30 protein-coding genes and 1 tRNA gene are annotated in these 26,629 nt (G+C 61.2%); 12 read left to right on the top strand and 19 right to left on the bottom strand.

What is annotated here, in order from left to right; all coding sequences use genetic code 11:
• Positions 1 to 7: 7 nt before the first annotated feature.
• Positions 8 to 511, bottom strand: a complete 504-nt coding sequence (locus AMK05_RS09655; RefSeq protein ID WP_064838260.1) for a GNAT family N-acetyltransferase — start codon at positions 509 to 511, stop codon at positions 8 to 10.
• Between the two features lie 3 nt (positions 512 to 514).
• A complete protein-coding gene (gatB, locus tag AMK05_RS09650) occupies positions 515 to 2,017 on the bottom strand; it encodes an Asp-tRNA(Asn)/Glu-tRNA(Gln) amidotransferase subunit GatB (RefSeq protein WP_064838259.1) in 1,503 nt (500 codons plus the stop codon).
• A 148-nt stretch (positions 2,018 to 2,165) separates the two neighbouring features.
• Between gatB and AMK05_RS09645 the strand changes: the two genes are divergently transcribed.
• Complete coding sequence (locus AMK05_RS09645) at positions 2,166 to 2,477, top strand: DUF1294 domain-containing protein (protein WP_064838258.1); 312 nt, start codon at positions 2,166 to 2,168, stop codon at positions 2,475 to 2,477.
• 3 nt (positions 2,478 to 2,480) lie between these two features.
• Here AMK05_RS09645 and AMK05_RS09640 read toward each other — a convergent pair whose 3' ends face one another.
• Entirely contained in the window at positions 2,481 to 2,990 is a 510-nt protein-coding gene (locus AMK05_RS09640) for a GNAT family N-acetyltransferase (RefSeq protein ID WP_064838257.1), read from the bottom strand.
• A 299-nt stretch (positions 2,991 to 3,289) separates the two neighbouring features.
• Here AMK05_RS09640 and AMK05_RS09635 point away from each other — a divergent pair, with 299 nt between their 5' ends.
• Positions 3,290 to 3,547 (top strand): YjhX family toxin, encoded by a 258-nt coding sequence (locus tag AMK05_RS09635; protein ID WP_064838256.1) that lies wholly within the window; start codon positions 3,290 to 3,292, stop codon positions 3,545 to 3,547.
• A 48-nt stretch (positions 3,548 to 3,595) separates the two neighbouring features.
• On the opposite strand, the gene AMK05_RS09630 is transcribed toward AMK05_RS09635, so the two are convergent.
• The 4 genes from AMK05_RS09630 to AMK05_RS09615 form a co-directional block, all read right to left on the bottom strand.
• Positions 3,596 to 3,871 (bottom strand): hypothetical protein, encoded by a 276-nt coding sequence (locus AMK05_RS09630; RefSeq protein ID WP_064838255.1) that lies wholly within the window; start codon positions 3,869 to 3,871, stop codon positions 3,596 to 3,598.
• Positions 3,872 to 3,964: 93 nt separating this feature from the next.
• The gene (gene gatA / locus AMK05_RS09625) at positions 3,965 to 5,446 is read right to left on the bottom strand and encodes an Asp-tRNA(Asn)/Glu-tRNA(Gln) amidotransferase subunit GatA (RefSeq protein WP_064838254.1); all 1,482 of its coding nucleotides are present in this window, start codon (positions 5,444 to 5,446) and stop codon (positions 3,965 to 3,967) included.
• A gap of 57 nt (positions 5,447 to 5,503) precedes the next feature.
• Positions 5,504 to 5,791, bottom strand: coding sequence for an Asp-tRNA(Asn)/Glu-tRNA(Gln) amidotransferase subunit GatC (gatC, locus tag AMK05_RS09620; protein WP_064838253.1), 288 nt, complete (start codon positions 5,789 to 5,791; stop codon positions 5,504 to 5,506).
• 70 nt (positions 5,792 to 5,861) lie between these two features.
• Positions 5,862 to 6,566, bottom strand: a complete 705-nt coding sequence (locus AMK05_RS09615) for a metal-dependent hydrolase (RefSeq protein ID WP_064838252.1) — start codon at positions 6,564 to 6,566, stop codon at positions 5,862 to 5,864.
• A gap of 227 nt (positions 6,567 to 6,793) precedes the next feature.
• Between AMK05_RS09615 and ruvX the strand changes: the two genes are divergently transcribed.
• The gene (gene ruvX / locus AMK05_RS09610; RefSeq protein WP_064838251.1) at positions 6,794 to 7,285 is read left to right on the top strand and encodes a Holliday junction resolvase RuvX; all 492 of its coding nucleotides are present in this window, start codon (positions 6,794 to 6,796) and stop codon (positions 7,283 to 7,285) included.
• Here ruvX and AMK05_RS09605 read toward each other — a convergent pair.
• The 3 genes from AMK05_RS09605 to AMK05_RS09600 all read right to left on the bottom strand — a co-directional run bounded on the left by AMK05_RS09605 (position 7,225) and on the right by AMK05_RS09600 (position 8,515).
• Positions 7,225 to 7,554, bottom strand: a complete 330-nt coding sequence (locus AMK05_RS09605) for a DUF6105 family protein (RefSeq protein WP_064838250.1) — start codon at positions 7,552 to 7,554, stop codon at positions 7,225 to 7,227. The genes ruvX and AMK05_RS09605 overlap by 61 nt on opposite strands.
• Complete coding sequence (locus AMK05_RS35175) at positions 7,551 to 7,724, bottom strand: hypothetical protein (RefSeq protein ID WP_171899768.1); 174 nt, start codon at positions 7,722 to 7,724, stop codon at positions 7,551 to 7,553. The genes AMK05_RS09605 and AMK05_RS35175 overlap by 4 nt, the downstream gene beginning before the upstream one ends.
• Positions 7,725 to 7,855: 131 nt before the next feature.
• Positions 7,856 to 8,515 (bottom strand): TetR/AcrR family transcriptional regulator, encoded by a 660-nt coding sequence (locus tag AMK05_RS09600; protein ID WP_064838249.1) that lies wholly within the window; start codon positions 8,513 to 8,515, stop codon positions 7,856 to 7,858.
• 248 nt (positions 8,516 to 8,763) lie between these two features.
• Between AMK05_RS09600 and map the strand changes: the two genes are divergently transcribed.
• The 6 genes from map (at position 8,764) to AMK05_RS09575 (ending at position 14,872) form a co-directional block, all read left to right on the top strand.
• Positions 8,764 to 9,600, top strand: coding sequence for a type I methionyl aminopeptidase (map, locus tag AMK05_RS09595; protein ID WP_064838248.1), 837 nt, complete (start codon positions 8,764 to 8,766; stop codon positions 9,598 to 9,600).
• A gap of 7 nt (positions 9,601 to 9,607) precedes the next feature.
• A complete protein-coding gene (gene radC, locus AMK05_RS09590) occupies positions 9,608 to 10,435 on the top strand; it encodes a RadC family protein (RefSeq protein ID WP_064841325.1) in 828 nt (275 codons plus the stop codon).
• Positions 10,436 to 10,464: 29 nt separating this feature from the next.
• Positions 10,465 to 10,575: a DNA repair protein RadC gene (locus AMK05_RS33185; RefSeq protein WP_237352201.1), complete on the top strand. Its 111-nt coding sequence runs from the start codon at positions 10,465 to 10,467 to the stop codon at positions 10,573 to 10,575.
• Between the two features lie 97 nt (positions 10,576 to 10,672).
• Complete coding sequence (sthA, locus tag AMK05_RS09585) at positions 10,673 to 12,079, top strand: Si-specific NAD(P)(+) transhydrogenase (protein ID WP_064838247.1); 1,407 nt, start codon at positions 10,673 to 10,675, stop codon at positions 12,077 to 12,079.
• 64 nt (positions 12,080 to 12,143) lie between these two features.
• A complete protein-coding gene (locus tag AMK05_RS09580) occupies positions 12,144 to 12,947 on the top strand; it encodes an endonuclease/exonuclease/phosphatase family protein (protein WP_064838246.1) in 804 nt (267 codons plus the stop codon).
• Positions 12,948 to 13,102: 155 nt separating this feature from the next.
• Positions 13,103 to 14,872, top strand: a complete 1,770-nt coding sequence (locus AMK05_RS09575; protein ID WP_064838245.1) for a B12-binding domain-containing radical SAM protein — start codon at positions 13,103 to 13,105, stop codon at positions 14,870 to 14,872.
• Between the two features lie 158 nt (positions 14,873 to 15,030).
• On the opposite strand, the gene AMK05_RS09570 is transcribed toward AMK05_RS09575, so the two are convergent.
• The 5 genes from AMK05_RS09570 to AMK05_RS09550 all read right to left on the bottom strand — a co-directional run bounded on the left by AMK05_RS09570 (position 15,031) and on the right by AMK05_RS09550 (position 19,229).
• Positions 15,031 to 15,453 (bottom strand): nuclear transport factor 2 family protein, encoded by a 423-nt coding sequence (locus AMK05_RS09570; protein ID WP_064838244.1) that lies wholly within the window; start codon positions 15,451 to 15,453, stop codon positions 15,031 to 15,033.
• Between the two features lie 160 nt (positions 15,454 to 15,613).
• A complete protein-coding gene (tig, locus tag AMK05_RS09565) occupies positions 15,614 to 17,098 on the bottom strand; it encodes a trigger factor (protein ID WP_064838243.1) in 1,485 nt (494 codons plus the stop codon).
• A 202-nt stretch (positions 17,099 to 17,300) separates the two neighbouring features.
• A tRNA-Leu gene (locus tag AMK05_RS09560) sits at positions 17,301 to 17,385 on the bottom strand.
• 153 nt (positions 17,386 to 17,538) lie between these two features.
• Positions 17,539 to 18,129, bottom strand: a complete 591-nt coding sequence (locus AMK05_RS09555; protein WP_064838242.1) for a GDYXXLXY domain-containing protein — start codon at positions 18,127 to 18,129, stop codon at positions 17,539 to 17,541.
• Positions 18,126 to 19,229, bottom strand: coding sequence for a DUF2157 domain-containing protein (locus AMK05_RS09550; protein WP_064838241.1), 1,104 nt, complete (start codon positions 19,227 to 19,229; stop codon positions 18,126 to 18,128). Before AMK05_RS09550 ends, AMK05_RS09555 begins: the two co-directional genes overlap by 4 nt.
• Positions 19,230 to 20,097: 868 nt before the next feature.
• On the opposite strand from AMK05_RS09550, the gene AMK05_RS09545 reads away from it, so the two are divergent.
• The 3 genes from AMK05_RS09545 to trmFO all read left to right on the top strand — a co-directional run bounded on the left by AMK05_RS09545 (position 20,098) and on the right by trmFO (position 22,243).
• Positions 20,098 to 20,244 (top strand): DUF1127 domain-containing protein, encoded by a 147-nt coding sequence (locus tag AMK05_RS09545; protein ID WP_003558908.1) that lies wholly within the window; start codon positions 20,098 to 20,100, stop codon positions 20,242 to 20,244.
• 302 nt (positions 20,245 to 20,546) lie between these two features.
• Positions 20,547 to 20,690, top strand: a complete 144-nt coding sequence (locus tag AMK05_RS09540; protein WP_003573524.1) for a DUF1127 domain-containing protein — start codon at positions 20,547 to 20,549, stop codon at positions 20,688 to 20,690.
• 119 nt (positions 20,691 to 20,809) lie between these two features.
• Positions 20,810 to 22,243 (top strand): methylenetetrahydrofolate--tRNA-(uracil(54)-C(5))-methyltransferase (FADH(2)-oxidizing) TrmFO, encoded by a 1,434-nt coding sequence (gene trmFO / locus AMK05_RS09535; protein ID WP_064838240.1) that lies wholly within the window; start codon positions 20,810 to 20,812, stop codon positions 22,241 to 22,243.
• 15 nt (positions 22,244 to 22,258) lie between these two features.
• Here the strand turns inward: trmFO and AMK05_RS09530 are convergent, their stop codons facing one another.
• The 4 genes from AMK05_RS09530 to secDF form a co-directional block, all read right to left on the bottom strand.
• Positions 22,259 to 22,726, bottom strand: a complete 468-nt coding sequence (locus AMK05_RS09530; protein ID WP_064838239.1) for a hypothetical protein — start codon at positions 22,724 to 22,726, stop codon at positions 22,259 to 22,261.
• A 73-nt stretch (positions 22,727 to 22,799) separates the two neighbouring features.
• Positions 22,800 to 23,657: a phytoene/squalene synthase family protein gene (locus tag AMK05_RS09525; protein ID WP_064838238.1), complete on the bottom strand. Its 858-nt coding sequence runs from the start codon at positions 23,655 to 23,657 to the stop codon at positions 22,800 to 22,802.
• A gap of 2 nt (positions 23,658 to 23,659) precedes the next feature.
• A complete protein-coding gene (locus AMK05_RS09520; protein ID WP_064838237.1) occupies positions 23,660 to 24,046 on the bottom strand; it encodes an Mth938-like domain-containing protein in 387 nt (128 codons plus the stop codon).
• A 4-nt stretch (positions 24,047 to 24,050) separates the two neighbouring features.
• Positions 24,051 to 26,591, bottom strand: coding sequence for a protein translocase subunit SecDF (gene secDF / locus AMK05_RS09515; RefSeq protein WP_064838236.1), 2,541 nt, complete (start codon positions 26,589 to 26,591; stop codon positions 24,051 to 24,053).
• Between the last annotated feature and the right edge of the window lie 38 nt (positions 26,592 to 26,629).

The following is a 26,629-nucleotide window of genomic DNA, read 5'->3' as shown; positions in this document are numbered from 1 at the left end:
CATAGACCTAATGCCCTTCGAGCGGTTTTTCGAAGATCAGCGCCGGAATGCCGGATTGCCCGACCCCGCTATTTTCGTTGCGGCCGACCTCGGTGAAACCGTGCGCATGATAGAAGGCGATCGCGGCTGCGTTCTGCGGCTCGACTTCGAGACGCATGATCTCCGCATCCGGAAAGCAGGTTTCGAGTTCGGCGAAGAGATCGCGGCCGATGCCCTGGCGCTGCAGCGCCGGAGCGATATAGAGAAGATGCAGCATGACCGTCTTCGTCAGTTCCTGCGACATCGCCGCATAGCCCATGCCGCCGATAGTGCGGCCGTCGTCGGCAACGAGGAATTCGGCATCCTTGCGGGCCAGGCGCGCCTTTAGCGCCGCCGGCGAAAAGAGCTGCGCGGTCAGTTCGTCGACCTTTGCTCTGCCGTGGAGGCCGTCATAGGTGGCGTGAAAGCTCTCCACCAGCAGGGAGCGGACCTTCTCCAGGTCGCGCTCGCCGGCAGTGCGGACGAAATACACCGCTTATTCCTCGATGCCGAGCTTCGCCTTGACGAGCGCCTGCACGGCCTGCGGATTGGCCTTGCCGCCAGTCGCCTTCATCACCTGGCCGACAAACCATGCGGCCAACGTCGGCTTCGCCTTGACCTTCTCCACCTGATCGGGATTGGCGGCAATGATCTCGTCCACGGCCTTTTCGATGGCGCCGGTATCGGTCACCTGCTTCATGCCGCGTGCTTCGACGATCTCGGCGGGATCGCCGCCCTCGGTCAGCACGATCTCGAAGAGATCCTTGGCAATCTTGCCGGAGATGGTGCCAGCCTTGATCAGATCGATGATGGCGCCGAGCTGGGCCGGTGAAACCGGCGTCTGCTCGATGTCCTTGCCCGTGCGGTTCAGCGCGCCGAGCAGATCATTGATCACCCAGTTGGCGGCCGTCTTGCCGTCGCGGCCGGCGGCGACAGCCTCGAAATAATCGGCGATCGCCTTCTCGGAGACGAGCACCGAGGCGTCGTAGATCGACAGGCCGAGCTCGCGCACGAAGCGCTCCTTCTTGTCGTCAGGCAATTCCGGCAGGTCGGCCGCCAGCGCCGTGACGAAGGCATCGTCGAATTCAAGCGGCAGCAGGTCCGGATCGGGGAAATAACGATAATCGTGCGCATCCTCCTTGGAGCGCATCGAGCGCGTCTCGCCCTTGTTCGGGTCGAAGAGCCGCGTCTCCTGATCGATCTTGCCGCCATCCTCCAGAATGCCGATCTGACGGCGGGCTTCGTACTCGATCGCCTGGCCGATGAAGCGGATGGAGTTGACGTTCTTGATCTCGCAACGCGTGCCGAAATCTTCGCCCGGGCGGCGCACGGAGACGTTGACGTCGGCACGCATCGAGCCTTCGTCCATGTTGCCGTCGCAAGTGCCGAGATAGCGCACGATCGAACGCAGCTTGGTCATATAGGCCTTGGCCTCGTCGGACGAGCGCATATCAGGCTTGGAGACGATCTCCATCAGCGCCACGCCGGAACGATTCAGATCGACATAGGACATGGTCGCATGCTGGTCATGCAGCGACTTGCCGGCATCCTGCTCCAGGTGCAGGCGCTCGATGCCGATCTCGATATCTTCGAACTGGCCCTGGCGGTCCGGCCCGAGCGAAATGACGATTTTGCCCTCGCCAACGATCGGATCCTTGAACTGCGAAATCTGATAGCCCTGCGGCAGGTCAGGATAGAAATAGTTCTTGCGGTCGAAGAGCGAGCGCTTGTTAATCTGGGCTTTGAGGCCGAGGCCGGTGCGCACGGCCTGCTTGACGCATTCCTCGTTGATAACAGGCAGCATGCCAGGCATGGCGGCATCGACCAGCGAGACGTTCGAATTCTGCGGCTTGCCGAATTCCGTCGAGGCGCCGGAGAAGAGCTTCGAATTCGACAGCACCTGGGCATGGACTTCCATGCCGACGATGACTTCCCAGTCGCCGGTGGCGCCGGGGATGAAGCGTTTCGGATCAGGCGTGCGGACGTCGACAAGGGTCATCTGATACTCTTTGCAGGCTGTTCTTTTCCACTGGTGAGGTAAAGGAAATGGCGTGCCGGTGCAAGGCTTTCGCCATGGCGTGCGGCGCGGTTTGACGGCCGGCGGCGACATTTGCCTTGGGTTAACCGAGGCGCGATAGAGTTGCCGCATGACGATGATCGATATCACCAAATGGGCCGCACCGTTTCTGGCGCTGAACCTCCTCGTCTTCTCGATCTATTTTCTCGACAAGCAGGCGGCGCGCGATGGCAGGTGGCGGATCAGCGAGCGCACGCTTCTGACGCTTGCGCTGATCGGCGGCAGCCTCGGCGCGGTGGCGGCACAGCAGTTGCTGCGGCACAAAACGAGAAAGGAGCCGTTCCGGTCGACCCTGGCGGCGATCTTGATCCTGCACGGCGCAGTGGCCGCGGTGCTGATATTCGCGCTGGAATGGCGCGCTTTCCTTCTCCAGGATTTTTGAGCGTCAGAATTCCTGCCCGTATCCACCCTCACCGTCCGAAACCAGCGATTTCGTCAGCCCGACCGAGGGCACGTCGCGGTCGAGCTTCGGATTATAGGCGACCGAGAGCCAGTGGATGCTGTAGCCGTGCTTGCGGAAGAAGCCAATCGCCTCGTTGTTGCCGGAATGGGTTTGCATCGCCGCCCTTTCCAGGCCCTGCCCGGCGATCTCCCTTTCGATCCGCTCGAGAAGGGCGGAGCCCAGCCCCTGGCCGATGAAGGCGGGATCGATCCAGAAATCCGAGATGGTTTCGTCCAATCCCTCGCGCGCTGCCCAGCCGGCGACCTGGCCGTTCTGCTCGACGACGGTGATGGTCAGCCAGTCGTTTTCCACGAAGTTGCGAAAGGCGTTGCGGGCTGCATCGATCATCGCGTCCGATTCGCCGATCGACGCCATCGCTTTTTGCCAGGCCCTCAGCCCGATCTCGCTCAACAGCTCCGCTTCACCGTCGCGGGCATTGCGAATGTGGATCAACGACACCTCCGCGTTACCGCGCAACTAGACCATTGAGTCGGGGAATTTACCAGCGTCCCCAGCGGGACGATGGCTGGAAACTGCGGTTTTCGACCGGTTTGATCGGCGATCGCGGTCTTGACCGCCTTTTACGCGCGAAATAAGAAACTCTTCATGTTGAGCCAGTCACAGACTCGGTAAAGGCCCTGCCCGCAAGTCCGCTTGCGCGCATGGGCCCGAAAAAAACGAAGCCCTGACGTTCGAAAGAGCGCCAGATCGTTTTTATGCGCCCTGCCGGGCGCGAAACCGGATCTCAACACATGGACATTTCCCGCACGGAACAGCGCATCCTGCATCTCATGGCCCAAGGCGGCCGCATCGAAATTTCCCGCGACGACGACAGGAAGATCGAGGCGGTCAGTTGCTTCACCCGCGACGGCTGGCTCTATCCCGGCGTCGACCTCGATCTTTTCCGCAGACTGAAGCGGCTGAGAGCGATCAAGTCCTCCAGCGGCCAGCCCTACCGGATCACCGAAACAGGGCTGAAGCTGGTCAGGTCGCAGCTGAACAACAGGTAGCAATCAACCGTCCTGGCCGCGTTTCGAACGGCGCGGTCGGGATTAATCTCAGGCCTTTGCGGAGAGTTCCGTCCGCATCGCCGCCCATTCCTCGGCCATCGTGCCCGTGCCGCGCCGCTTGCCGGCGCGGCGATACCAGTAATCGGCGTTCCAGTCGTCGCCTTCGATGCGATGGCAGAGCGCATGGCCCCAATCGAACGACTGTTCGCCCTCGTGGCGCTGACAGATTTCGTGAACCGCCTGCCAATCCGCGCCCATGGTAAAGCCGCCGGCGGCAAGGCGATCCGTTGCCTCGATCAATCGCGCAAGATCATTGGTCGCCATAAGCCCTTCCTGATTCCCGTTATCGATCAGCCAATAGGTTCTTAAGATGCACCTTTTCGCTCATGCTCTGGAAGAGCGGGATCGTGCGGCCTGTTACCACCACTTGGCCGGCGCAAACCGGCCGGCTGCCTGCTCGATGACATGCGCTGTCTTGAAGAGGGTTTCCTCGTCAAAGGGCTTGCCGATCAGCTGCAGGCCGAGTGGCAGGCCCTTTCGGTCGAGACCGGCGGGCACGGCGATGCCCGGCAGGCCGGCCATGTTGACCGTGACCGTGAAGATGTCGTTCAGATACATCTTCACCGGGTCGGAAGCGAGGTTCTCGTCGGCGACGCCGAAGGCCGACGACGGGGTTGCCGGCGTCAGGATGGCGTCGACGCCGGCGTCGAAGGCGAGTTCGAAATCGCGCTTGATCAGCGTGCGGACCTTCTGGGCGCGGATGTAGTAGGCGTCGTAATAACCGGCCGACAGCACATAGGTGCCGATCATGATGCGGCGCTTGACTTCCTGGCCGAAGCCGGCGGCGCGCGTCTTCTCGTACATGTCGACGATATCCTTGCCGTCGACGCGCAGGCCGTAGCGCACGCCGTCGTACCGCGCCAGATTCGAGGATGCCTCGGCGGGAGCGACGATGTAATAGGCCGGAAGCGCGTATTTGGTGTGCGGCAGCGAGATGTCGACGATTTCGGCCCCGGCATCCTTCAGCCAGGCGATGCCCTGGCGCCAGAGGGTTTCGATCTCCTCGGGCATGCCGTCGACACGGTATTCGCTTGGAATGCCGATCTTCATGCCTTTCAGCGACTGGCCAAGCGCCGCCTCATAATCCGGCACCGGCAGATCGACCGACGTCGTGTCCTTGGCGTCGACACTGGCCATCGACTTCAGAAGGATCGCGGCATCGCGCACGTCGCGGGCGATCGGGCCTGCCTGGTCGAGCGACGAGGCGAAGGCGACGGTGCCCCAGCGCGAGCAGCGGCCATAGGTCGGCTTGATGCCGACGGTGCCGGTGAAGGCGGCCGGCTGGCGGATCGAGCCGCCGGTATCGGTCGCGGTGGCACCGGCGCAAAGATGGGCGGCGACGGCGGCGGCCGAGCCGCCGGAGGAGCCGCCGGGAACGAGCTGCTGGTTGGAACCTGCTGCACGCCAGGGGTTGATCACCGCGCCATAATGCGAGGTCTCGTTGGAGGAGCCCATGGCGAACTCGTCCATGTTCAGCTTGCCGAGCATGACGGCGCCGTCATCCCAGAGGTTCTGCGTGACGGTCGATTCATAACGCGGCTCGAAACCATCGAGAATATGGCTGCAGGCCTGGGTGTGGACGCCGACCGTGGCAAAGAGATCCTTGATACCGAGCGGAATGCCTTCGAGTTCGCCGGCCTTGCCGGCGGCGATGCGCTCGTCGGAGTTCTTCGCCATCACGCGGGCGAGATCCGGCGTCACCTTAATATAGGCATTCAGATGACCATTGGCCGCATCGATCGCCGAGAGATAGGCCTCGGTCAGTTCAAGTGCGGTGATTTCCTTGCCGCGCAGCTTCCGGCGGGCTTCGGCAATGGTCAGGCTGGTGAGTTCGCTCATGATGTTTTCGCTTCAGATCTGAATATGGCAACAGGGGTCGGAAAGAGGCGTGAAGCCTTATTCGACGACTTTCGGCACCAGGAAGAAATTGTGATCGGTGACGGGCGCATTGGCGACGATATCGGCGGCCTTGCTGCCGTCGGTCACCACATCCGTCCGCTTCTTCATCGCCATCGGGGTGACGGATGTCATCGCTTCGACGCCATCGACATTGACTTCGGAGAGCTGCTCGACGAAGCCCAGGATACCGTTCAGCTCGCCGACCATGCGATTTGCCTCGTCCTCGGAGACGGCAATACGGGCAAGGTGGGCAACGCGCTTCACGGTGGCAAGGTCGACGGACATGGCATTCTCCGGATGGGATTTTTCCTACCCGCTATAAAGGCCATGTCCGCCCGGTGCAACGGGGATTTCGTCAGATCGACAGGCTCTCGGCGGGCTTCAGCGCCTTCACATCCGTCTTCGATCCCTCCATGCCGGCAACGAATTTATCAGCCGTCTGCTCGATGATCGGGAAGGTGCCGAAGTGACAGGGAATCGCCGTCTTGAAATTGAAATAGCGCCGGCAGGCAAGGGCTGCCACGGCGCCGCCCATGGTGAAGCGGTCGCCGATCGGCACGAGGCCGATATCGGGCTGGTGCAATTCGTTGATCAGCGCCATGTCGGCGAAGATGTCGGTATCGCCCATGGCGAGGATCGAGGCTTCATCATCGAAGTGCAGCATCAGGCCGTTGGCGTTGCCGAGAGCATGCGAAACGCCGTCCTCGGTGATCTGGGCGGACGAGTGCAGCGCGTTGGTGAAGGTCGCGGAGAAGCTGCCGAGCGCGATCGTGCCGCCGGTATTGCCCATCTCGATCTTGTCGACACCCTTGGAGCCGAGCCAGGCGGCGAGATCGGCATTGGCAAGAACGACGGCGCCGGTTTCCTTGGCAAGCGCCACCGTATCGCCGACATGGTCGCCATGGCCATGCGTCAGCAGGATATGGGTGACGCCTGCAGAGACATCCTTGATATCCTGGCCGGAAAAGGAGGCGTTATAGCTGAGGAAGGGATCGAGCAGGATCGTCGCCTTTCCGGTCTCGATGCGGAAGGCGGAATGGCCGAGCCAGGTGATCTTCATGAAATCTCTCCTTTATTACGTGATGCAAAAGCCTGTTTGGGGAGATACGGATGATTTTAGGCCGGATCTGCCTAAAATCTGAATCCGTATCTCAATCAAAGAATTGGAGCATGATGTCGTCCGAAAACCACTCACACTTTTCGGCATCATGCTCTATGGACATATCTCATGCGCCGCCAAAGAAAAGCGGCGGCGACTTCAATTTCTTTTGACGGGATGAAATGGCGATGACGGTGCTGACGATCGAGGAAATGGCCGAGGCGCTTGCCCCGCGGCAGGCGATTGCCGGCCTCGATCTCGGCACCAAGACGATCGGGCTTTCGATGTCCGATCTCGGCCGGCGCTTTGCCACACCCCGCCCGGTGATCCGGCGCGTCAAATTCACCATCGATGCGCAGGCGCTCATGGATTTCGCACAATCGGAAAAGGTCGCCGGCTTCATCATCGGCCTGCCGATGAATATGGACGGATCGGCGGGGCCGCGTGTGCAGGCGACGCGGGCCTTCGTGCGCAACATAGAGCAGAAGACGGCGCTGCCCTTCGTCTATTGGGACGAGCGGCTTTCGACGGTGGCGGCGGAACGGACGCTGCTGGAAATGGACGTGTCGCGCGCCAAGCGGGCCGAACGGATCGATTCGGCCGCGGCGAGCTTCATTCTTCAGGGCGCGCTCGACAGGCTTTCCTTGCTGGCGAGATCCGATGGAGACGAATTCAGCTGACGCGCCTTCCACCAGGCGATGATCGACTTGCGTTTGCGGAAGCCCATGATGGCAAAGACCACGAGACTGTCGACGGCGATGGCACGGGCAACGAGCGGCGGAATGCTCTCCGGCGGAATGCCGAGCGCCTCGCCATACAGCTGGAACGTCAGGTCATGCACCTGCCGCGTCAGCATGAAGATGCCGAAGTTCATGTCGTAATAAGAGAGCCAATACCATCCGCCCAGAAAGACGATGGGGCCGGCCCAGAAGATCAGAAACCACTTCATGCGGCCTCACCTCCATGCTTGCGCGCGACGGGCAGATCGAGGGAAACCAACCAGGTCGACAATGCCATGATGCACAGCACCAGCGTCGGAATTGCGATATCCAGCGCCAGGACTGCGAAGAACATCATCGCCATCAAAAGAAAGGCGGCTTTGGCGATCCTGGTTCCCATGGACCTCAACTCGGGGGTTCTCACTCATTCCATCTCTGCTCTCCCCCACACTGTCGGGTTAGCCGAGACCAGGCAACGTAAACCATTTGTTAAGGTTAACGCCGCGGCCGCCCCTGTGGATAAGACAGGTATCAGCCGTAGACGCCGCGCACGATGCGCTTCAGCGCCGTCGCCGCCTTCTCCCAGTCCTTCGGCGTCTTCAGCGACAGACCGGCGCACTGCCCGCCGCTTGCGGCGGCAAGCACGAGGTGCTGGATCGCGGCGATGATGACGGCATTGACGGCCGCCGCATCCACGCCCTTCGGCGGCGCCAGCGAGCCGCGCATGCGCTCCAGCCAGAGAGCCAAAGCCTTGGAACGGGCCTCGGAAAGCCGTCTCACCTGCTCGGTGTTCTCAGATATCTCCCAGGCGAGGATGCGGCGCATCAGCGGATCGTTTCTCAGGGCGTCGAGAAGGAGAAGCGACAGCCGCTCCATCAGGTCGCCATAGGTGAGCAGGAACATGCCGCCGGCATCTTCCGGAATGCGATCCTTCACCCAAGTGCCGAGATCGGCGCCGATCGCCTCGACCAGACCGTCAAGACCGCCGTAATAACGATAGATCAGCTGCTTGTCGCAACCGGCGCGGCGGGCGACCGCATTAATACCGAAATTCTGGAAGCCCTCCTCGGCCAGCAGGCCCTTGGCGGCGGCAAGGATGGCGCGCTCGGTGGCGCCCCGATCGCGCACGCGCCGCTCCGGCTCGCCGCCGGCCTCAGCTAAATTTTCAAGTTTCACCGCTTCATCAAGCACGAACGACCCTTCCCCGCTGTCACCAATCGGTGAGTAGCGGGGAGGTTTCATGCAATCAATCCTATCCTCTTGGGAAGATTGTGGATATTCCGTCTTGGCCGATGATTTGGCCACGAAAGGATGCAGAAGACTGTAAGCAAGAGCGATCGGACATGCTCAGAAATCTCGCCCCGACTGTTGATCGCGATGGACGAACCCGGCATAGCTGCATTATGAACAATTCTAATATTCTCCGCTAAGGCCCTGCAATGGTGAACTATATCGAAGCCTCTTCCGCGCCCTCGAAGAATACAGGCGCCATCCGGCTTTACGACGCGCAAGCATTCGAGGGCATGCGCAGGGCATGCCAGCTGACGGCGCGCTGCCTCGATGCGCTGGCCGACATCGTCAAGCCGGGGCTGGTGACCGATGACATCGACCGGTTCGTCTTCGATTTCGGCATGGATCACGGCGCCCACCCGGCAACGCTGAACTATCGCGGCTACACCAAATCGACCTGCACTTCGATCAACCACGTCGTCTGCCATGGCATTCCGAACGACAAGCCGCTGCGTGAAGGCGATATCGTCAATATCGACGTTACCTTCGTGCTCGACGGCTGGCACGGCGATTCCAGCCGGATGTATCCTGTGGGCACGATCAAGCGCGCCGCCGAGCGACTGCTTGAGGTTACCTATGAATCGCTGATGCGCGGCATTTCCGCCGTCAGGCCCGGCGCCCGCACCGGCGCGATCGGCGAGGCGATCCAGACCTATGCGGAAGCCGAGCGCTGCTCGGTGGTGCGCGATTTCTGCGGCCATGGCGTTGGCCGGCTGTTCCACGATTCGCCGAATATCCTGCATTACGGCCGCGCCAACGAAGGGCCGGAACTGCGCGAAGGCATGATCTTCACCATCGAACCGATGATCAATCTCGGCCGGCCGCACGTGAAGGTGCTGGCCGACGGCTGGACGGCGGTCACCCGCGACCGGTCGCTTTCGGCGCAGTATGAACACACCGTCGGCGTCACCTCCAACGGCTGCGAGATCTTTACCCTGTCGCCCGGTGGCCTCGACCGCCCCGGCCTGCCATCGTTTGCCGGGTGACGATGCGATGGCGAAGGGGCCTGTTGCGACATCTTCCGACGACGAGCTGCCTTTTGCGATTGAAGAGCCTGTTGCCGCCGACGAACGGTCGTTCTTCGGCGGACGCTCGCAAAAACCGTCCGTGCCGCATGCCAAGAGCGCCCTGCCCGCCTCGCTCGCCGGCCAGGAGCATTATCACGGCCATCGCGAACGGCTGCGTGACCGCTTCCGTGAGCAGGGCGACACCGCCCTTGCCGACTACGAAATCCTCGAGCTCCTGCTTTTCCGCCTGATCCCGCGGCGCGACACCAAGCCGATCGCCAAGGCGCTGATCGAACGCTTCGGCTCGCTCTCCGGCGTCTTCGGCGCGCCGGCGGCGCTGCTGACGGAAGTGAAGGGTGTCGGCGAGACCGTGGCGCTCGACCTGAAGCTGATCTCGACGGTGGCGCAACGGACCCTGAAGAGCGAGCTCAGGAACAAGCAGGTTCTGTCCTCATGGTCCTCGGTCATCGAGTATTGCCATGCCGCCATGGCCCATGAAACGCGCGAACAATTCCGCATCCTCTTCCTCGACAAGCGCAACGTGCTGATCGCCGATGAGGTCCAGGGCCGCGGCACGGTCGACCATACGCCGGTCTATCCGCGCGAGGTGGTCAAACGGGCGCTCGAGCTTTCGGCGACGGCGATGATCCTCGTCCACAACCACCCCTCCGGCGATCCCACGCCATCGCGCGCCGACATGGACATGACCAAGGTGATCATCGATGCCGCCAAGGCGCTCGACATCACCGTCCACGACCATATCATTATCGGCAAGGACGGGCATGTCAGCCTCAAGGGGCTGAAGTTGATCTGAAGCCGTCGCGCGCTGACATCGATTTGACGATGGTGATCATCGACGCCGCAAATGCACTTGATATCATCGTCCATGACCACATCATCAACGGCGGTGTCGGCCTTAAGGGCCTGACGCTGATAAAACTCAGATCCGGCTGAAACGGCGGTCGTAAAACAATCTGTAACATTGACCGGTTACCGATAAAGGGGCGACATTTCGCGGCGCAATGATTCCTTTCCAATCCGGGGCCAGATAATGCTTCAGTACGATCTTGTTGTGGTGGGCAGCGGTCCCGCAGGGCGCCGCGGCGCGATCCAGGCTGCGAAACTCGGCAAGAAAGTGCTTGTCATCGAGCAGGGAAAACGCGTCGGCGGCGTTTCCGTGCATACCGGCACGATCCCCTCCAAGACGCTGCGCGAGACCGCGCTCAATCTTTCCGGCTGGCGCGAACGCGGCTTCTACGGCCGGTCTTACCGCGTCAAGGAAGAGATCAGTGCAGATGACCTGCGCCGCCGCCTGCTGATCACGCTCAACCACGAGGTCGAGGTGCTGGAACACCAGTTCGCCCGCAACCGCGTGCAGCATATTCGCGGCAAGGCGAGCTTCATCAATCCGTCGACGCTGCAGGTGATCAAGGATGATGGCGAGATTACCCAGGTCACCGCCGCCAGCGTACTGCTTGCAGTCGGCACGAAACCGTTCCGCCCGGATTACATACCCTTCGACGGCAAGACCGTTCTCGACAGCGACGAACTGCTCGATATCCAGGAGCTGCCGCGCTCGATGGTCGTCATCGGCGCTGGCGTGATCGGCATCGAATATGCGACGATCTTCAGCGCGCTCGACACGGCCGTCACCGTGATCGACCCGAAGGCGACGATGCTCGACTTCATCGACAAGGAAATCGTCGAGGATTTCACCTACCAGCTGCGCGACCGCAACATGAAGCTGCTGCTCGGCCAGAAGGCCGACAAGGTAGAGACGCTTGAGGACGGCAAGGTCGAGCTGACACTCGACAGCGGCCGGCGCCTGACGACCGACATGGTGCTGTTCGCTGCCGGCCGCTTGGGGGCGACCGACGCGCTGAACCTGCCGGCCATCGGCCTCGAAGCCGACAACCGCGGCCGTCTCAAGGTCAATCCGGAAACGTTCCAGACATCGGTTGCCAACGTCTACGCCGCCGGCGACGTCGTCGGCTTCCCGAGCCTTGCCTCGACCTCGATGGAACAAGGCCGCATCGCCGCCCGCGTCGCGATCGGCGCGGTCGCCAAGGAGCCGCCGAAATATTTCCCCTATGGGATCTATGCCGTGCCGGAGATTTCCACCTGCGGCCTGACCGAAGAAGAGATGAAGGAGCGCGGCATTCCCTATGAATGCGGCATCGCCCGCTTCCGCGAGACCTCGCGCGGTCATATCATGGGCCTCGACACCGGGCTTTTGAAGCTGATCTTCTCGCTGAAGACGCGCCGCCTGCTCGGCGTGCATATCGTCGGCGAAGGCGCCACCGAGCTGGTGCATATCGGCCAGGCGGTGCTCAATCTCAAAGGCACGGTCGAATATTTCGTCGAAAACACCTTCAACTATCCGACGCTTGCCGAAGCCTACAAGATCGCCGGCCTCGATGCCTGGAACCGGATGGGCGACATCAAGTCGGAACTTTAAACGCATCGCTTGGACGGCAGAACCGCTGTCTAAATCCGGCCGCTAACAACGGAGCCGAACCGCATTGCGCATCATTTCGCTGAACGCCTGGGGCGGCAGGCTGTATGAGCCCCTGATCGACTATGTCAGCCAGGCCGATGCAGATGTGCTGTGCCTGCAGGAGGTGCTGCGGGCGCCGGGTGCGGATGAGGGATGGTCGATCTATCGGGATGCGGGGCTGGAGCTGCCGCAGCGCGCCAATCTGTTTGCAGAGATCGGCGCCGCCCTGCCCGGCCACGACGGCTTCTTCTGCCCGACATCGAGAGGCGAGCTGTTTAACGGCGAAACCGCCATTGCCGCCGAATTCGGGTTGGCGACCTTTGTGCGCAAATCGCATTCGGTCATCGCCCAGGGGCTGGACTTCGTGCATGGCAGTTTTTCCACCAATGGCTGGGGCGAACATCCGCGTCCGCGGAACGCCCATTGCATCCGTGTCTTCAGCCATGAGCTCGCCTCCAGCCTGACCATCGCCCACATGCATGGCCTGCGGGATCCCACCGGCAAGAGCGACACGCCGGCGCGTGAAGAGCAGGCCGCAGCATTGGTTGCGCTCGTCGAGCGCATCTGGCCGGGCAACGAAGGGCTCGTTGTCTGCGGCGATTTCAACATATTGCCCGACAGCACGACCTTTCCGATTCTCGCCAGATTGGGACTTTCCGATCTCGTCACCAGCAACAGCCTTGTAGACACGCGCACCTCCTACTATCTGAAGCAGGGCCGCTTTGCGGACTACATGCTGGTGACACCGGGGGTGAACATTGCCAGGTTCGAGGTGGTCAAGGCACCCGAGGTCTCCGACCACCGCGCATTGCTGCTCGATATCGGGTAGTATATTGAGGAATTGCCGTGCGTAGCGTTTTGCGTGCAGTGCCGTTTTTTACGCCTTAGTTTGACCGCCTGAATCGTATTGATACGTGATGCCTGACAGATGCCTTCAACTCCATTTTGCCTCCGGCAAAAGCTTCTGAAGAAAGATAGATACTCTTGTCCCATGTCTTGGAAGCTACGCGCCGACGTTTTCAGCTGATCCTGATCAAGCCGTCGCATTATGACGACGACGGCTACGTCATCCGCTGGTGGCGGGCGATGATTCCTTCCAATTCGCTTGCAGCTCTCTATGGCATCGCCGCCGAATGCGCCGAGCGCAAGGTGCTCGGGCCCGACACGGCGATCGACATCACCGTGATCGACGAGACCAATACGCGGATCGACTTCGCCGGACTGCTCGCACAGTTCAAGCGCCACGACAATTTCGGCATGATCGCGCTCGTCGGCGTCCAGACCAACCAGTATCCGCGCGCACTTGATATCGCCCGGCCGTTCCGCGATGCCGGCCTGCCGGTTTCCATCGGCGGCTTCCATGTTTCCGGCTGCCTGTCGATGTTGGATGGCAAGGCGGTCGGGCTCGAAGCCTGCCGCGACATGGGCATTTCGATGTTTGCCGGCGAGGCCGAGGGCCGGCTCGATATGGTGCTGCGCGACGCGGCAAACGGCGAGCTGAAGCCGCTCTACAATTTCATGAACGACCTCCCCGGCATCGGCGGCACGCCGGTTCCCTTCCTGCCGAAGGACAATATCCAGCGCACGCTCGGGCTCAGCACCAGCTTCGATGCCGGGCGCGGTTGTCCCTATCAGTGTTCGTTCTGCACCATCATCAATGTGCAGGGACGCAAGTCACGCTTCCGCTCGGCTGACGACGTCGAAAAGCTGGTGCGGATGAACTGGGCGCAGGGCATCCACAAATTCTTCATCACCGATGATAATTTCGCCCGCAACAAGGATTGGGAAGCGATCTTCGACCGGCTGATCGAGCTCAAGGAGCGGGACGGCATCCCGCTCGGCCTGATGATCCAGGTCGATACGCTCTGCCACAAGATCCCCAATTTCATCGAGAAATCCAGGCGCGCCGGCGTCACCCGCGTATTCATCGGCCTCGAAAACGTCAATCCCAACAACCTGACCGCCGCCAAGAAGAACCAGAACAAGATCACCGAATATCGCAAGATGCTGCTCGCCTGGAAGGCGCAGGGCATCATGACGCTCGCCGGTTATATCCTGGGCTTCCCGGCCGACACGCCGGAGTCGATCCGCCGCGACATCGCGATCATACAGGAAGAGCTGCCGCTCGACGTCATTGAATTCTTCATCCTGACGCCGCTGCCCGGCTCCGAGGACCATCAGGTGCTGTGGAAGAAGGGCGTCGAGATGGACGCCGATCTCAACATCTACGATGTCGAGCACGTCTGCACCGCGCATCCTCAGATGAGCAAGCAGGAGTGGGAAGACATCTACCACGAGGCCTGGTCGCTCTATTATTCTCCCGATCATATGAAGACGCTGCTGCGTCGTGCTGTGGCGACCGGGGTGCCGCTCGCAAGGCTCGTCAAGGTTCTCGTCTCTTTCGCAACCACCGTGCCGCTTGAAAACGTGCATCCGCTGCAGAGCGGTCTCCTGCGCCTGAAGACACCTTCAGAGCGGCGTCCCGAGTTGCCGCGCGAAAATCCGCTTGTCTTTTGGCCGCGTTTTGCCTGGGAAACCTTCAGAAAACATGCTTCGCTCGCCGGCACGATCGTCGGGCTGACGATTTCGGCATTCCTGATTTCACGGGACGCCAAGTCGAAGACCTATATGGATCAGGCCCTGACGCCGGTTGCCGATGATGAGGAAGAGACACTCAGCCTCTTTACCAAAACAGCCGGCGGCGCTGCGGCCGTCAGCCACGTGAGGAAAGTCGCGGAGCTGACGCGGCATTGAGCTGCAATTTGCGCTAAAGCCCGTCGCATCGAACTTGTTTCATGCGACGCGCTTCAGCTCTTTGCTTTGATGCATGTCGTTGCCGCAAAAGCGCTTCGCGCTTTGCCTGGGAAAACCGCGGCACACTTTTGCGCGACATGCTTTATCAGCTCCGAGGCTTAAGCGAACTGGATGATCCGGGTCGTCTCAGCCACTTGCAGCGTGTCGACGAATTCGACGATCTTGACCGGTTTCCCATCCTTGAAATGGATCTTGTCGACGAATTCCGTATAGAAGCTCACACCCGATGGGATGTGCCTGACCTCACCTTCGCGATGGGCGAAGACCATATGCTCCTCCTCGTCCACATAGATGCCGGCTGTCTTGACCTTGGATAGATCCCACACAGTGATGAGTTGCTCTATCACTTGCCGAAAGGCATGGCCGCCGGCTTCAGTTGAAAAAGGCGCCAACCGTGTATTGCCGGCCATCCGGAAGGTGCAATCCTCACCAATCAGCGCCAGCGTGCCCTCGATATCGCCGCGGTCACGCACAGCGTAGATTTCTTCAACGCGTTTCTTCATGTCATCTTTTACGGTCATTGTCCGGTCCTCCCACCGTCAATGAAATCTGCATCGAATTATACTTCATTGCAACTATTTGTTGTTGCCGTGAATAAAACTCAATAATCGAGGAGGCGTCGAGATAGCAAAAGGCCCCGCACGATGGCGGGGCCTTGCAGAGTTCAGAACTGAGAAGCGATTATTCGGCGCTTTCGTCAGCTGCCTTCTTCTTCGGAGCAGCCTTCTTCTTCGGAGCGGCTTCTTCGCCTTCACCGGCGTCGGCAGCTTCGGCCTTGGCGGCAGCCTTCTTCTTCGGGGCGGCCTTCTTGGTCTCGGCTTTCGCTTCGCCTTCTTCCTCGGCGAGCAGCTCTTCCTTGGTCACCTTCTTGTCGGTGACGTCGATTTCGGTCAGCAGATGATCGATGACCTTCTCTTCGAAGATCGGCGCGCGGATCGAAGCGGCGGCACCCGGCTGGCTGCGGAAGAATTCGAGGATCTGCTTTTCCTGGCCCGGATACTGGCGCAGCTGATCGTAGATGGCGCGCTGCATCTCGTCTTCGGTGACTTCGACGCCGGCCTTTTCGCCGATTTCGGAGAGAACGAGGCCGAGGCGGACGCGACGCTCGGCGAGCGTCTTGTATTCCTCACGTGCCTTCTCTTCGGTCGTGTCTTCGTCCTCGAAGGTCTTGCCGGACTGAGCGAGGTCGTTGTTCACCTGGTTCCAGATGCCGTTATATTCGGCATCGACCAGCGAGGCCGGGGTTTCGAACTTATACATCTCGTCGAGCTGGTCGAGGATCTGACGCTTCAGCTTCTGGCGGGTCAGCGAGCCGTACTGCGATTCGATCTGGCCGCGGACGATTTCCTTCAGGCGATCGGCGGATTCGATGCCAAGCTTGGAGGCGAGTTCGTCGTTGATCTCAACCTTGCCAGGCGCTGCAACATCCTTGACCGATACGTCGAAGGTGGCTTCCTTGCCGGCGAGGTTCTTGGCCGGATAGTCGGCCGGGAAGGTCACGGTGATGGTCTTCTCCTGGCCGGCCTTGACGCCGACGAGCTGCTCTTCGAAGCCCGGGATGAAGCGGCCGGAGCCGAGCACCAGTTCGGCGCCCTGGTCGGTGCCGCCTTCGAAGGCTTCGCCATCGACCTTGCCGACATAATCCATGGTGATGCGGTCGCCGTCAGCGGCCTTGCCGGTCTTGGTCTCGTAAGCGCGGGCGCTTTCGGCAACCTTCAGGACCTGCTCGGTGACTTCGTCGTCGGCGATGTCGATGACTTCGCGGGTGACCTTGATGCCCTTGACCGACTTCAGTTCGATCGGCGGCAGCACTTCATAGGAGAGCGTGAATTCGAAATCCTGCTCGGCGGCGAGGATCTTGTCGGCTTCGTCCTTGTCCTCGGTCATGGCGATTTCCGGCTGCGTGGCCGACTTCTCGCCACGGCTGGAGAGGATGGCGGCCGGCTGCTCGCGGACGATCTCGTTGACGAGCTCGGCCATGATCGATTTGCCGTAGACCTTCTTCAGGTGAGCAGCGGGTACCTTGCCCGGACGGAAGCCGTTGATGCGGACCTTGTCCTTCACATCGGCAAGACGCTGATCCATCTTGTCCTGCATGTCCTTGGCCGGGATAACGACCTTGATTTCGCGCTTCAGCCCTTCAGCGAGCGTTTCGATAACCTGCATGTCTTCCTACCTTCATGTCGTGGCGGCCGTGCCCAGACGCCGTTCGTTTCGATGAGCACGACGCCGGCAGCGTGCCGCGCGTGGCTTTTCCCAATTCCTGTATCATTCCGCCAAACGGGGAACGGCACTCACTTCCGAGTATTCGGAACAACCTTCGTCATTCGGGGACAACTAAGTTCTTAGTCTCCCCCTGCAAACAGCCTGGTGCGGGTAGAGAGACTTGAACTCCCACGCCTTGCGGCACCAGAACCTAAATCTGGCGTGTCTACCAATTTCACCATACCCGCGTCCACAGAACCGCATGCCTATGCCTGCGCATGAGGCCTTCCGGAGCGCGGCGTCTCTATATCACCCGATTTGGTCGAGGCAAAGGAAAAATGAACGGCAAATGACAGGGGATTTGCGGCCCGCAAGCCGCCCTCTTCCGAGCTGCCGCCGGATCAGTAGAGCGGCTCGTCGTAAACCGGCTTGCCGTCGACGACCAGACTGCGAATCTGCGCGCTGCCGGCCGGCGAGACACGCACTGAAATGGCGACGTTGCCATCATTGCGGGCCTCCTCGATTGGCTTGCCCTCGCCCTCGGGAACATAATAGCGCTCGATGCCGTATTCGACACGGATGCTGTCGCCGGCAGCAAGTCCGCCACTGTAGAATGGCTGGCTGCGCAGGATCACGGTCTCCGGCAGTGGCGGCAGTTGGTGAAACGACGATTCGGTCACTGTCCAGAAACCGTCCTCCTGCTTCTTCAACCGAACCCATAGAGTGCGCTCGCCGGGCTCTGCCGGAATACCGCCGGAGACCGTCTGCACCGGCACCGAGGAAATATCATAATTCAACACGACATAATCGCCGCGCAGGAAATCGCGCGGATCGACCGGCGCCGTTTTCAGCAGCACCTCGGCGCCGTTGGCGAGGATCGATGCCCGGCTCTGGATGATCGTGCCGAGGATCACCGTCTGCAGGCCGGCGACGATGATTGCCGAAAACAGATAGCCCCTGCCGGACTGCAGCTTTGCCATCAGCGAGTTCATGCGCGTTCCCCCTGTGCATTGGCCGAAAAGCGCCGTTCGAGACGAATGACGATCCACGCAACCAGCGCGACGAAGAGACCGGAGAAGAGAAAGAGGCTCGACGTGCCGAGGATCGATCCGACAGTCACGGAGGCGAGATAAAGCATCTCGGCGGCAAAGGTCGTATAAGCGAGATAACGCACCGCGCCGTTGTCCCTGCCATGCAGAGCGATCGCCAGCACCGAAGCGCCAAGCGTCGCCACCCCGAGCACCACCAACCGCCAGCCGTCCTCGATCTCGATATGCAGCAGCAGGAAGCCGATCGCGGCGACGAGGAAGCTGTAGAAGGCCGGGGCTGCACCGGCGCTCCTGACCAGGGAGACAACAGGCCGGGTTGGCAACGCCGTCAGGACAAAGGCCGCCATGCCGCCGATTGCGAAGGCGAGCGCCACGGCAATCTCCTCATAAAGCGCATAGAGCCAGGCAAGCCAGCCGATCAGCAGCAGATAGGCGAGATGGCGGGCCCGCTCGGCGCCGGTATACCGCACCAGCGCGATGACGATCGCCGCCATGACGGGCGCCATCCAGGGATCGAGCCCGATCCAATGGCTGTCGTAATTCTCGAGATAAACGGCAAAGGACGCCCAGGAGAGGAAGCCGGCAACGACGGCCACCGCGCCCGAACGGAACAGAATTGCCGAGATCGTCGCGATGGCGAACCAGAGATACATCACCGTCTGCTCGTCGCCGGAGAGATGATACATCTGCCCCACCAGCGAAATGGCGCCGCCGAAGCTCATCGCACCGATGATCAGCAGGCCGCTTGCCGCCGCTCTCGCGCCGCGGGCGAGCATCCGGGCGGCGGCGATGTGCACCACCCAGATCAGGGCCAGGATGACGCCGACGCGGACGAGGCGCGGAATGGCCTCCCAGTTGGAGGCGACGACCAGCAGGATGGCGGCTGCCAGCAGCAGCGCCGCCAGCGCCATCAGCACCCTGCCGAGGCTGAAGCTTGCCGGGCGGCTGTCATATTCGGCGAGAAGCGCGCCTGCCGTTTCCTGCCCCAGCAGGCCCTTGCCCACCCAGAGCGAGAGATCCCGCTCCAATCTGCCGCGATACATGCTCCACCCCTCATTTCCGCAATGCCGACTTCGGCGCTGCGGCCTATGCCGTTATAGACGCAGCATGTGGCTTCGCAAACGCCCTTGCGACAAAATACAATTTCCTCATTGGTCTAACTTGTATCGCGCCTTAACCGTCCGCTAACGCCGGAAGCGCTAATATAAGCATATGGACGGAGAGGTATGCACAGACTGCAAACCACTCATGAAATTATTGCACTGCAAAATAGTCATTAGTCATACTATTTATAGACATCGAAGCACGGGAATGGCGCCCCTGCCCGGCTCTTGCCGGACGCCCTCGGATCTCTTTGTCCGTGATGATATTCGTAGCCGCGCACTCCTCCTCCCAGCGCGCTATGATAGGCTGGCAACACTCCTCCTCCCAGTTGCCAGTCACCATAATGCGCCCGCCGGATCCTCCCCCGGTGGGCGTTTTTGTTGAGCAAAAATGCAATTAAAGCATTGGCGACCCAGGTTTTCCGCCGCTTGGCGCCGTCGTGCCGCACTGCTGTCAAACCGCTCCCGCCGACGCTGCGGACAAGTGGGCGGCTTTCAATGCGAGCGAAATGCCTCGGTGGAGCGGCTGCACGGGCAGAACCGCCGGAGGGAGAAGCCTTTTTGAGCAGTGGCACCTGTTTCGCGCACCTAGCCAGACTGCTCCCCTTAAAATCATTCTGCCTATTCGTTGACCGAAAAGCGGCGAGCCTGCGTCAAATACCCTGGAAGCGTTGCATCCGTCGCATAGGTGATCTGAAAACTTGGCTGTTTTAGTCTTTTGCGCCGCAACATATATTCCGGTCATCAAATAGAGGTCAGCGCCGATCGGTGGCTGCTGGCAGATGAAACCCTCGGAAAGGGGCTTAACATGAACTTCTCTCGCTCTTTCAATAACTGGCGCAAGTATCGTCAGACAGTCACGGAACTTGGCCGCATGACCAACCGCGAATTGCACGATCTCGGCATCGACCGTTCGGACATCCATCGCGTTGCCCGTGAGGCTTCTGCCCGCTAATTCCAGGCGATCCGCTGCTCCTCCCAAGCAGGATCGTCCTCGGTTGAAACGCCCGCTGTACCCACAGCGGGCGTTTTCTTTTGCCTGCATACAGCTGCCGCGGCGGTTGCATGTTTTTCCGGCTCGTTAGCCCGCTTAAAAAATATTCACCGCTTAATTGGCGGGCATCACATTGCACAATTGCATGGCAGACGCCAATTATTTGCACTGCACAATAAGACGGTTCTCGCCTATATAAACATCAACCGCAGAGAGATAGGCGATCCCGCCATCCAGCGGACATTTGTTTGAGGAAAAAGACAATGAACCCGATCCGCATTGCAAAAAGCTGGCTCAGCTACCGCCGTACGCTCAACGAACTCGGCGGCCTTTCGAACCAGACCCTGTCCGACATCGGCGTCAGCCGTTACGACATCCGCAATATCGCATCCCGCTCGTTTCGCTAATTAGCCGGCCGTTAACGGCCCGCTAGTAGCGAGCGTGATGCTCAAAAGACGGCGCCGCAGGGCGCCGTTTTTGATTCCGGGGTGTTGGATCGCACCTGCCGACATGGTATCAGCCCGGGATGAACACGATCTCTTCCTATTCCCCCATCCACGTCGTTGGCGGCGGGCTCGCCGGCTCGGAAGCCGCCTGGCAGATCGCCAGTTCCGGCGTCCCCGTTATCCTGCATGAAATGCGCGGGCTACGCGGCACGGATGCGCATAAAACAGACGGACTTGCCGAACTGGTCTGCTCCAACTCCTTCCGCTCCGACGATGCGACCAGCAATGCCGTCGGCGTCATTCATGCCGAGATGCGCATGGCGGGCTCGCTGATCATGGCCACTGCCGATCGGCACCAGGTGCCGGCCGGTGGCGCGCTCGCCGTCGATCGCGACGGCTTTTCCGAAGCGGTGACCAAGGCAATCGATGACCACCCGCTCATCACCGTCGTACGCGAGGAAATCACCGGCCTGCCGCCTGCTGACTGGGATCTTGCCATCGTCGCCACCGGGCCGCTGACGGCGCCGTCGCTTGCAAGCGCTATCCAAGCGGAAACCGGCAAGGATTCGCTCGCCTTCTTCGATGCCATCGCGCCGATCGTCTACCGCGAGAGCATCGACATGGATATCTGCTGGTACCAGTCGCGCTACGACAAGGTCGGCCCCGGCGGCACCGGCAAGGATTACATCAATTGCCCGATGGACGAGGCGCAGTACAATGCCTTCGTCGACGCGCTGATATCGGGTGACGCAGTCGGTTTCAAGGAATGGGAAGGCACGCCTTATTTCGACGGCTGCCTGCCGATCGAGGTCATGGCCGAACGCGGCCGCGAGACGCTGCGTCACGGACCGATGAAGCCGATGGGGCTGACCAACGCGCATAACCCGACGGTCAAGGCCTATGCCGTCGTTCAGCTGCGCCAGGACAATGCGCTCGGCACGCTCTACAACATGGTCGGCTTCCAGACGAAGCTGAAATATGGCGCGCAGGCGGAAATCTTCCGGATGATCCCAGGGCTGGAAAATGCGGAATTCGCCCGCCTCGGCGGCCTGCACCGCAACACCTATATCAACTCCCCCACTTTGCTCGACCCGTCGCTAACCTTGAAATCGCGGCCAGGCCTGCGTTTTGCCGGCCAGATCACCGGCTGCGAGGGTTATGTGGAAAGCGCCAGCGTCGGGCTGATGGCCGGCCGTTTCGCCGCCGCCGAACGCAAGGGCGAAGCGATCTCGCTGCCGCCGGCAACGACGGCGCTCGGCGCGCTGCTCGGCCATATCACCGGCGGACATATCGTCACCGACGAGGAGCCGGGCAAACGCTCGTTTCAGCCGATGAACATCAATTTCGGGCTGTTTCCGGAGCTCCAGCCCGGTTCGATCGTCAAGCCCAAAGGCGTCAAGCGTTTCCGCGGCAAGGACAAGACGATCATGAAACGGCAGTTGATCGCGCGGCGCGCCCTTGCAGACTGCGCCGCCTGGCTCGGCCAGACTTCGCCATTTGCCGAAAGCGCCTGATGGATCGCTTCTGATCTACTGCTTGTTCGCCGCCGCAATATTGCCGGACGGCAGGTCCCTATCCGGCTCGGCGATGTAGTTGCCGAGCAGCCAGAGCGCGACTTCCGAAGACTCTTTGGCGGAGGCGAATTCGAAATCGCCGTTGTGATGGGGCGCATCGAGGAAATCGATCACCAGGCCCCTGCCCGTTGGCGAGCTGACGACGCGCACGCGGCCCGGCTCGATCAGATGGCAGGCGAAGTGGCGCGACATGTTGCGCATGAAGCCGGCCTTGTTGTCATGCAGGCGCACGAAGATGGCTTGGCCGTTCTCAGTCGCCTGCAACTGGCGGATCGCCTCGTTCGGAAAGGCACGGCCGAACTCGATGATGGCGAGGCCCGTGTCATGCAGGCCATCTTCCTTGTTCTGCGCGGCCATACGCGTTGCCACAAAGGCAAAGAAGATGACGATGGCGAAAAGAACGCACCAGACGATAATGCCCACGCCGAGTCTCCGATCAAAGCAGTAGTGGTTCAGGCCTTGTAACGCGTGAGACTTGCGCGAGTTTGACCGGTCGTCAGATTTTTCTGCGGACTGAGGAGAGCGCCATACTCAGCTGGCGGCGCCATTGCGGCGGCTGCAGCGGCCGGTCGAACAGGACGGCGCCATGCTTCTGCGCCTTGACGAGCACCGGTTCGGCAAGCGTCGCCGGCAGGAAGGCTGGAAAGACCGCCGGCGCGATCGGGCCTGCCGCCCTCGCCTTTGCCAGATGTTCGCGGCCGAGGCCGGCGAAGGCCTCGATGGCGGCTGAGATGCGCGGCCTGTCTTCACCGGCGAGGAAGGCATCGCGGTCAAGACCGGTGGCGGTAAGGATCTGCAGCGGAATATAGACCTGGCCGCGGCGGCGATGCAGCGGCATCAGCAGCAACAGGCCGGCGACCGCCTGGGCCACACCGGCATGGCCGGCCGCATTCGCCGATCGTGCAGCCTCTTCAGGCGACAGCACGAGGCTTGCAAGCTGGATCAGCGCCGATGCCGTCTCGCCGGCATAACCTTCGAGCGAAAGACGCGTTTCCATCGGATCGTCATAGAGGTCGAAGGTGCGGGCCTCGATTATGTCGATCAGCGTCTTGCGCGGCAGACGATGGGTTTCGATCGCCGTTAAAAGCGCTGCCGCGACCGGGTTGGCCGCCGTCGACCCATGGGCGCTGCCTTCCAGCAGGTCGCGCCAGTATTGCAGCCGCACCTCGCCGGGCAACGGCTCGTGCACGAGATCACGGATGCGGGCAAGCTCGGCATTGAAGGCGTACAGGGCTGCAAGCGCGCCGCGCTTTTCCTCCGGCGACAGCAGGCAGGCAAGGTAGCGGTCGCGATCGCTGTCACGCAGCATCGCCAGGCAGATCTCCTGGTTCGTCGCCGTCTTCGCTTCACCCATCGTCAGACCGCGATCAGTGCCGCGGCGACGGCGCGCTGCTCGGCAAGCATGATATTGAAGGTGCGTACCGCCGCACCCGTGCTCATCGGATCGGAGGCGATGCCGCGCGATTTCAGCGCCTGCTTCAATTCCTCCGGCAGCCGGCGAAGCTCGGGACCGGTGCCGACAAGCAGAACCTCGATATCATCAGCCTCTTCAAGCACGCGGCGGAAATTTTCGGCCGATAGCGGTTTCGACATGTCCATCTCCCAGCCGTGAATGCCGGAGGGAAGGCAAAGGATCGAGCCGCGATGCGACATGTCGGCAAAGCGGAAGCCGCCATTGCCGTAAGTATCGATGGGCGCGCGCCCGGGGAAATGGGCGGCGCGGATTTCTATGCCTTTTGCCATGTTTTCAAACCACCGTGCCGGATTTTACACCAGCATCCGTTTTGTTGCTCTCTTCCCCGTCGGGGCTCTCCGGCCGCAGCCGGAAGACGATCAGCACAGGAGCGGCGATATAGATCGAAGAGAAGGTGCCGAGGGCGACGCCGAAGAGCATCGTAAAGGTGAAGGAGCGGATGACCTCGCCCCCGAAAATATAGAGCGCGAGCAAGGCGAGCAACGTTGTCGCCGCGGTCAAGATGGTGCGCGACAGCGTCTGGTTGATCGAGGCATCGATCAGGATCGGCAGCGGCATCTTACGGTACCGCTTCAGATTCTCGCGCATCCGGTCATAGACTACCACCGTGTCGTTCAGGGAATAACCGACAACCGTCAGCACGGCGGCGACGCTCGTCAGGTTGAATTCCATGCCAGTGAGGACGAAGAGACCAAGCAGGATAACGACATCGTGCAGCGTCGCGACGATGGCGCCGACCGCAAACTGCCATTCGAAGCGGATCCAGATGTAGATCAGGATCGCCGCCAGAGCAGCCAGCACGCCGAGCGTCGCCATCATCGTCAATTCGCCGGAGATGGCGGGACCGACGACCTCGACGCGGCGAAAATCATAATCCCCTTCAAGTTCGCCGCGCACCAGCGTCGCCGCCGACTGCTCGGCATTCTCGCCGCCGCCCTGGGAGGCGATGCGGATGCGGGCATTCGACGGTCCGCCGGCGCGCTCGACGCCGACCTCGCCGAGGTTGAGATCGTTGAGGCGGGATTGAATATCGGCGAGGTCGGCATTGCCCTGCTTCGCCGTCACCTCGATGAGCGAGCCGCCGGTGAAATCGATGCCGAGACGCAGGCCGGCGGTGGCAAAGGCGGCCATGGCGATCAGCGAGATGATCGCCGACGCGGTAAAGACGTAACGGCGGATTCCCATGAAACGGATGTTGGCGTGTTCGAACAGATGGGTCAGAACGCTCTTCGGCAGATGCCGGGGATGGCGCCCTTCCAGCCAGACGGCAACGATCGAGCGCGTCAGCGTGAACGCCGTGAAGACGGTTGTCAGGATACCGACCGCCAGTGTCACCGCGAAACCGCGGATGGATTCGCTGCCGAGGAAAAAGAGGATGATGGCGGCGATGAAGATCGTCACATTTGCATCGACGATCGTTGCGAAGGCGCGCGAGAAACCGCGGTCGACGGCTTCCGCAAAGGAATGGGCGGTTTTCTCCTCCTCACGGATGCGCTCGTAGATCAGAACGTTCGAGTCGACCGCCATGCCGACGATGAGGACGATGCCGGCAATCCCCGGCAAGGTGAGCGTCGCGCCGGCAACGCTGAGCACCGCGACGATGAAGATCAGGTTGAAGACGAGCGAGACGACGGCGATGACACCGAGAATGCGGTAAAGTGCGATCATCAGTGCGGCGACCAGCACGACGGCGACGAGACCGGCAATGAGGCCGGAGAAGATGGAGTCGGCGCCGAATCTCGGGCTGACGCTACGTTCCTCGACACTCGTCAGCGTCGCCGGCAAGGCGCCGGCGCGAAGCATGATCGCAAGGTCGCGAACGCCGTCTTCGGAGAAGTTCGCCGAAATCGTGCCCTCGCCGCCGGTGATCGCCGCATCGATAACCGGTGACGACATCACCTGGTCGTCGAAGACGATGGCGAGGTGCTTGCCGATATTCTGCCCCGTCACCTCAGCCAGCCGCCGCGTGCCTTCGGCATCGAGACGGTAGGCAATCGAGCTATCCTGAGTCTGCGGATCGACGACAGGCTCGATATCGACCATGTTGCTGCCGGCGACGAAAGCCGTGCGGTCGACGAGATAGGGCACCGGCGGATCGTCAAGCGAATAGAGCACTTGCGATGTCGCCGGCCAGCGGCCGTTCAACGCCTCCTGCCCCGACATGCTTGGGTCGATCAGGTGAAAGGAAAGCTTGGCCGGCTGGTTCAGCAGGCTCTTCAGCCGCTCAGCATCGACCGATCCCAGCACCTGGACGACGATCCGGTCAACGCCGTCGGGGCGAACGAGAAAATCCTGATAACCGAATCCGGCGATGCGGCGGCTGACGATATCGAGCGACCGGGTCCGGGCGGCGGCGACATCGGCGGTGATGCCGGCGTCGGAAATCTGCAGCGACAGCTGCCCCTCTTCGCCCTGCTGCAGCGCGACACCGGGTTCGGAGCGGCCGCCGGCCGCCGTCAAAGGCTTCAGGAGATCGACCGCCTTCTGGGTCTCAGCCGGATCGGTGATGCGGACGGTGACTGTCTGGTCGTTGCCGGTCAACCCGGTATAGCGGATGCCGGCGCCGCGCAGCGCGTTGCGCACATTGGCGACCGCCTCTTCCAGGCGGTCCTTGACGATATCGGAACGTTCGACCTTCAGGACGATGTGCGAGCCACCCTGCAGATCGAGACCGAGCGTTACGCGGTCGTGCCGAAGCCAGTCCGGCAGAGCGGAACGCTGCGCCTCGCTCAGCAGATTGGGCGCAGCGATGACGATGGCCGCAAACGCGGCCAGCCAGATCAGAAGTGTTTTCCAGCGGGAAAAATGCAACATTCTCTCGACGATCTTCCGATCCGGCGGCTGAGTTATCG

This window comes from Rhizobium sp. N324, from assembly GCF_001664485.1.
GTDB lineage: Bacteria > Pseudomonadota > Alphaproteobacteria > Rhizobiales > Rhizobiaceae > Rhizobium.
This window is presented reverse-complemented; position numbering and strand designations above follow the sequence as displayed.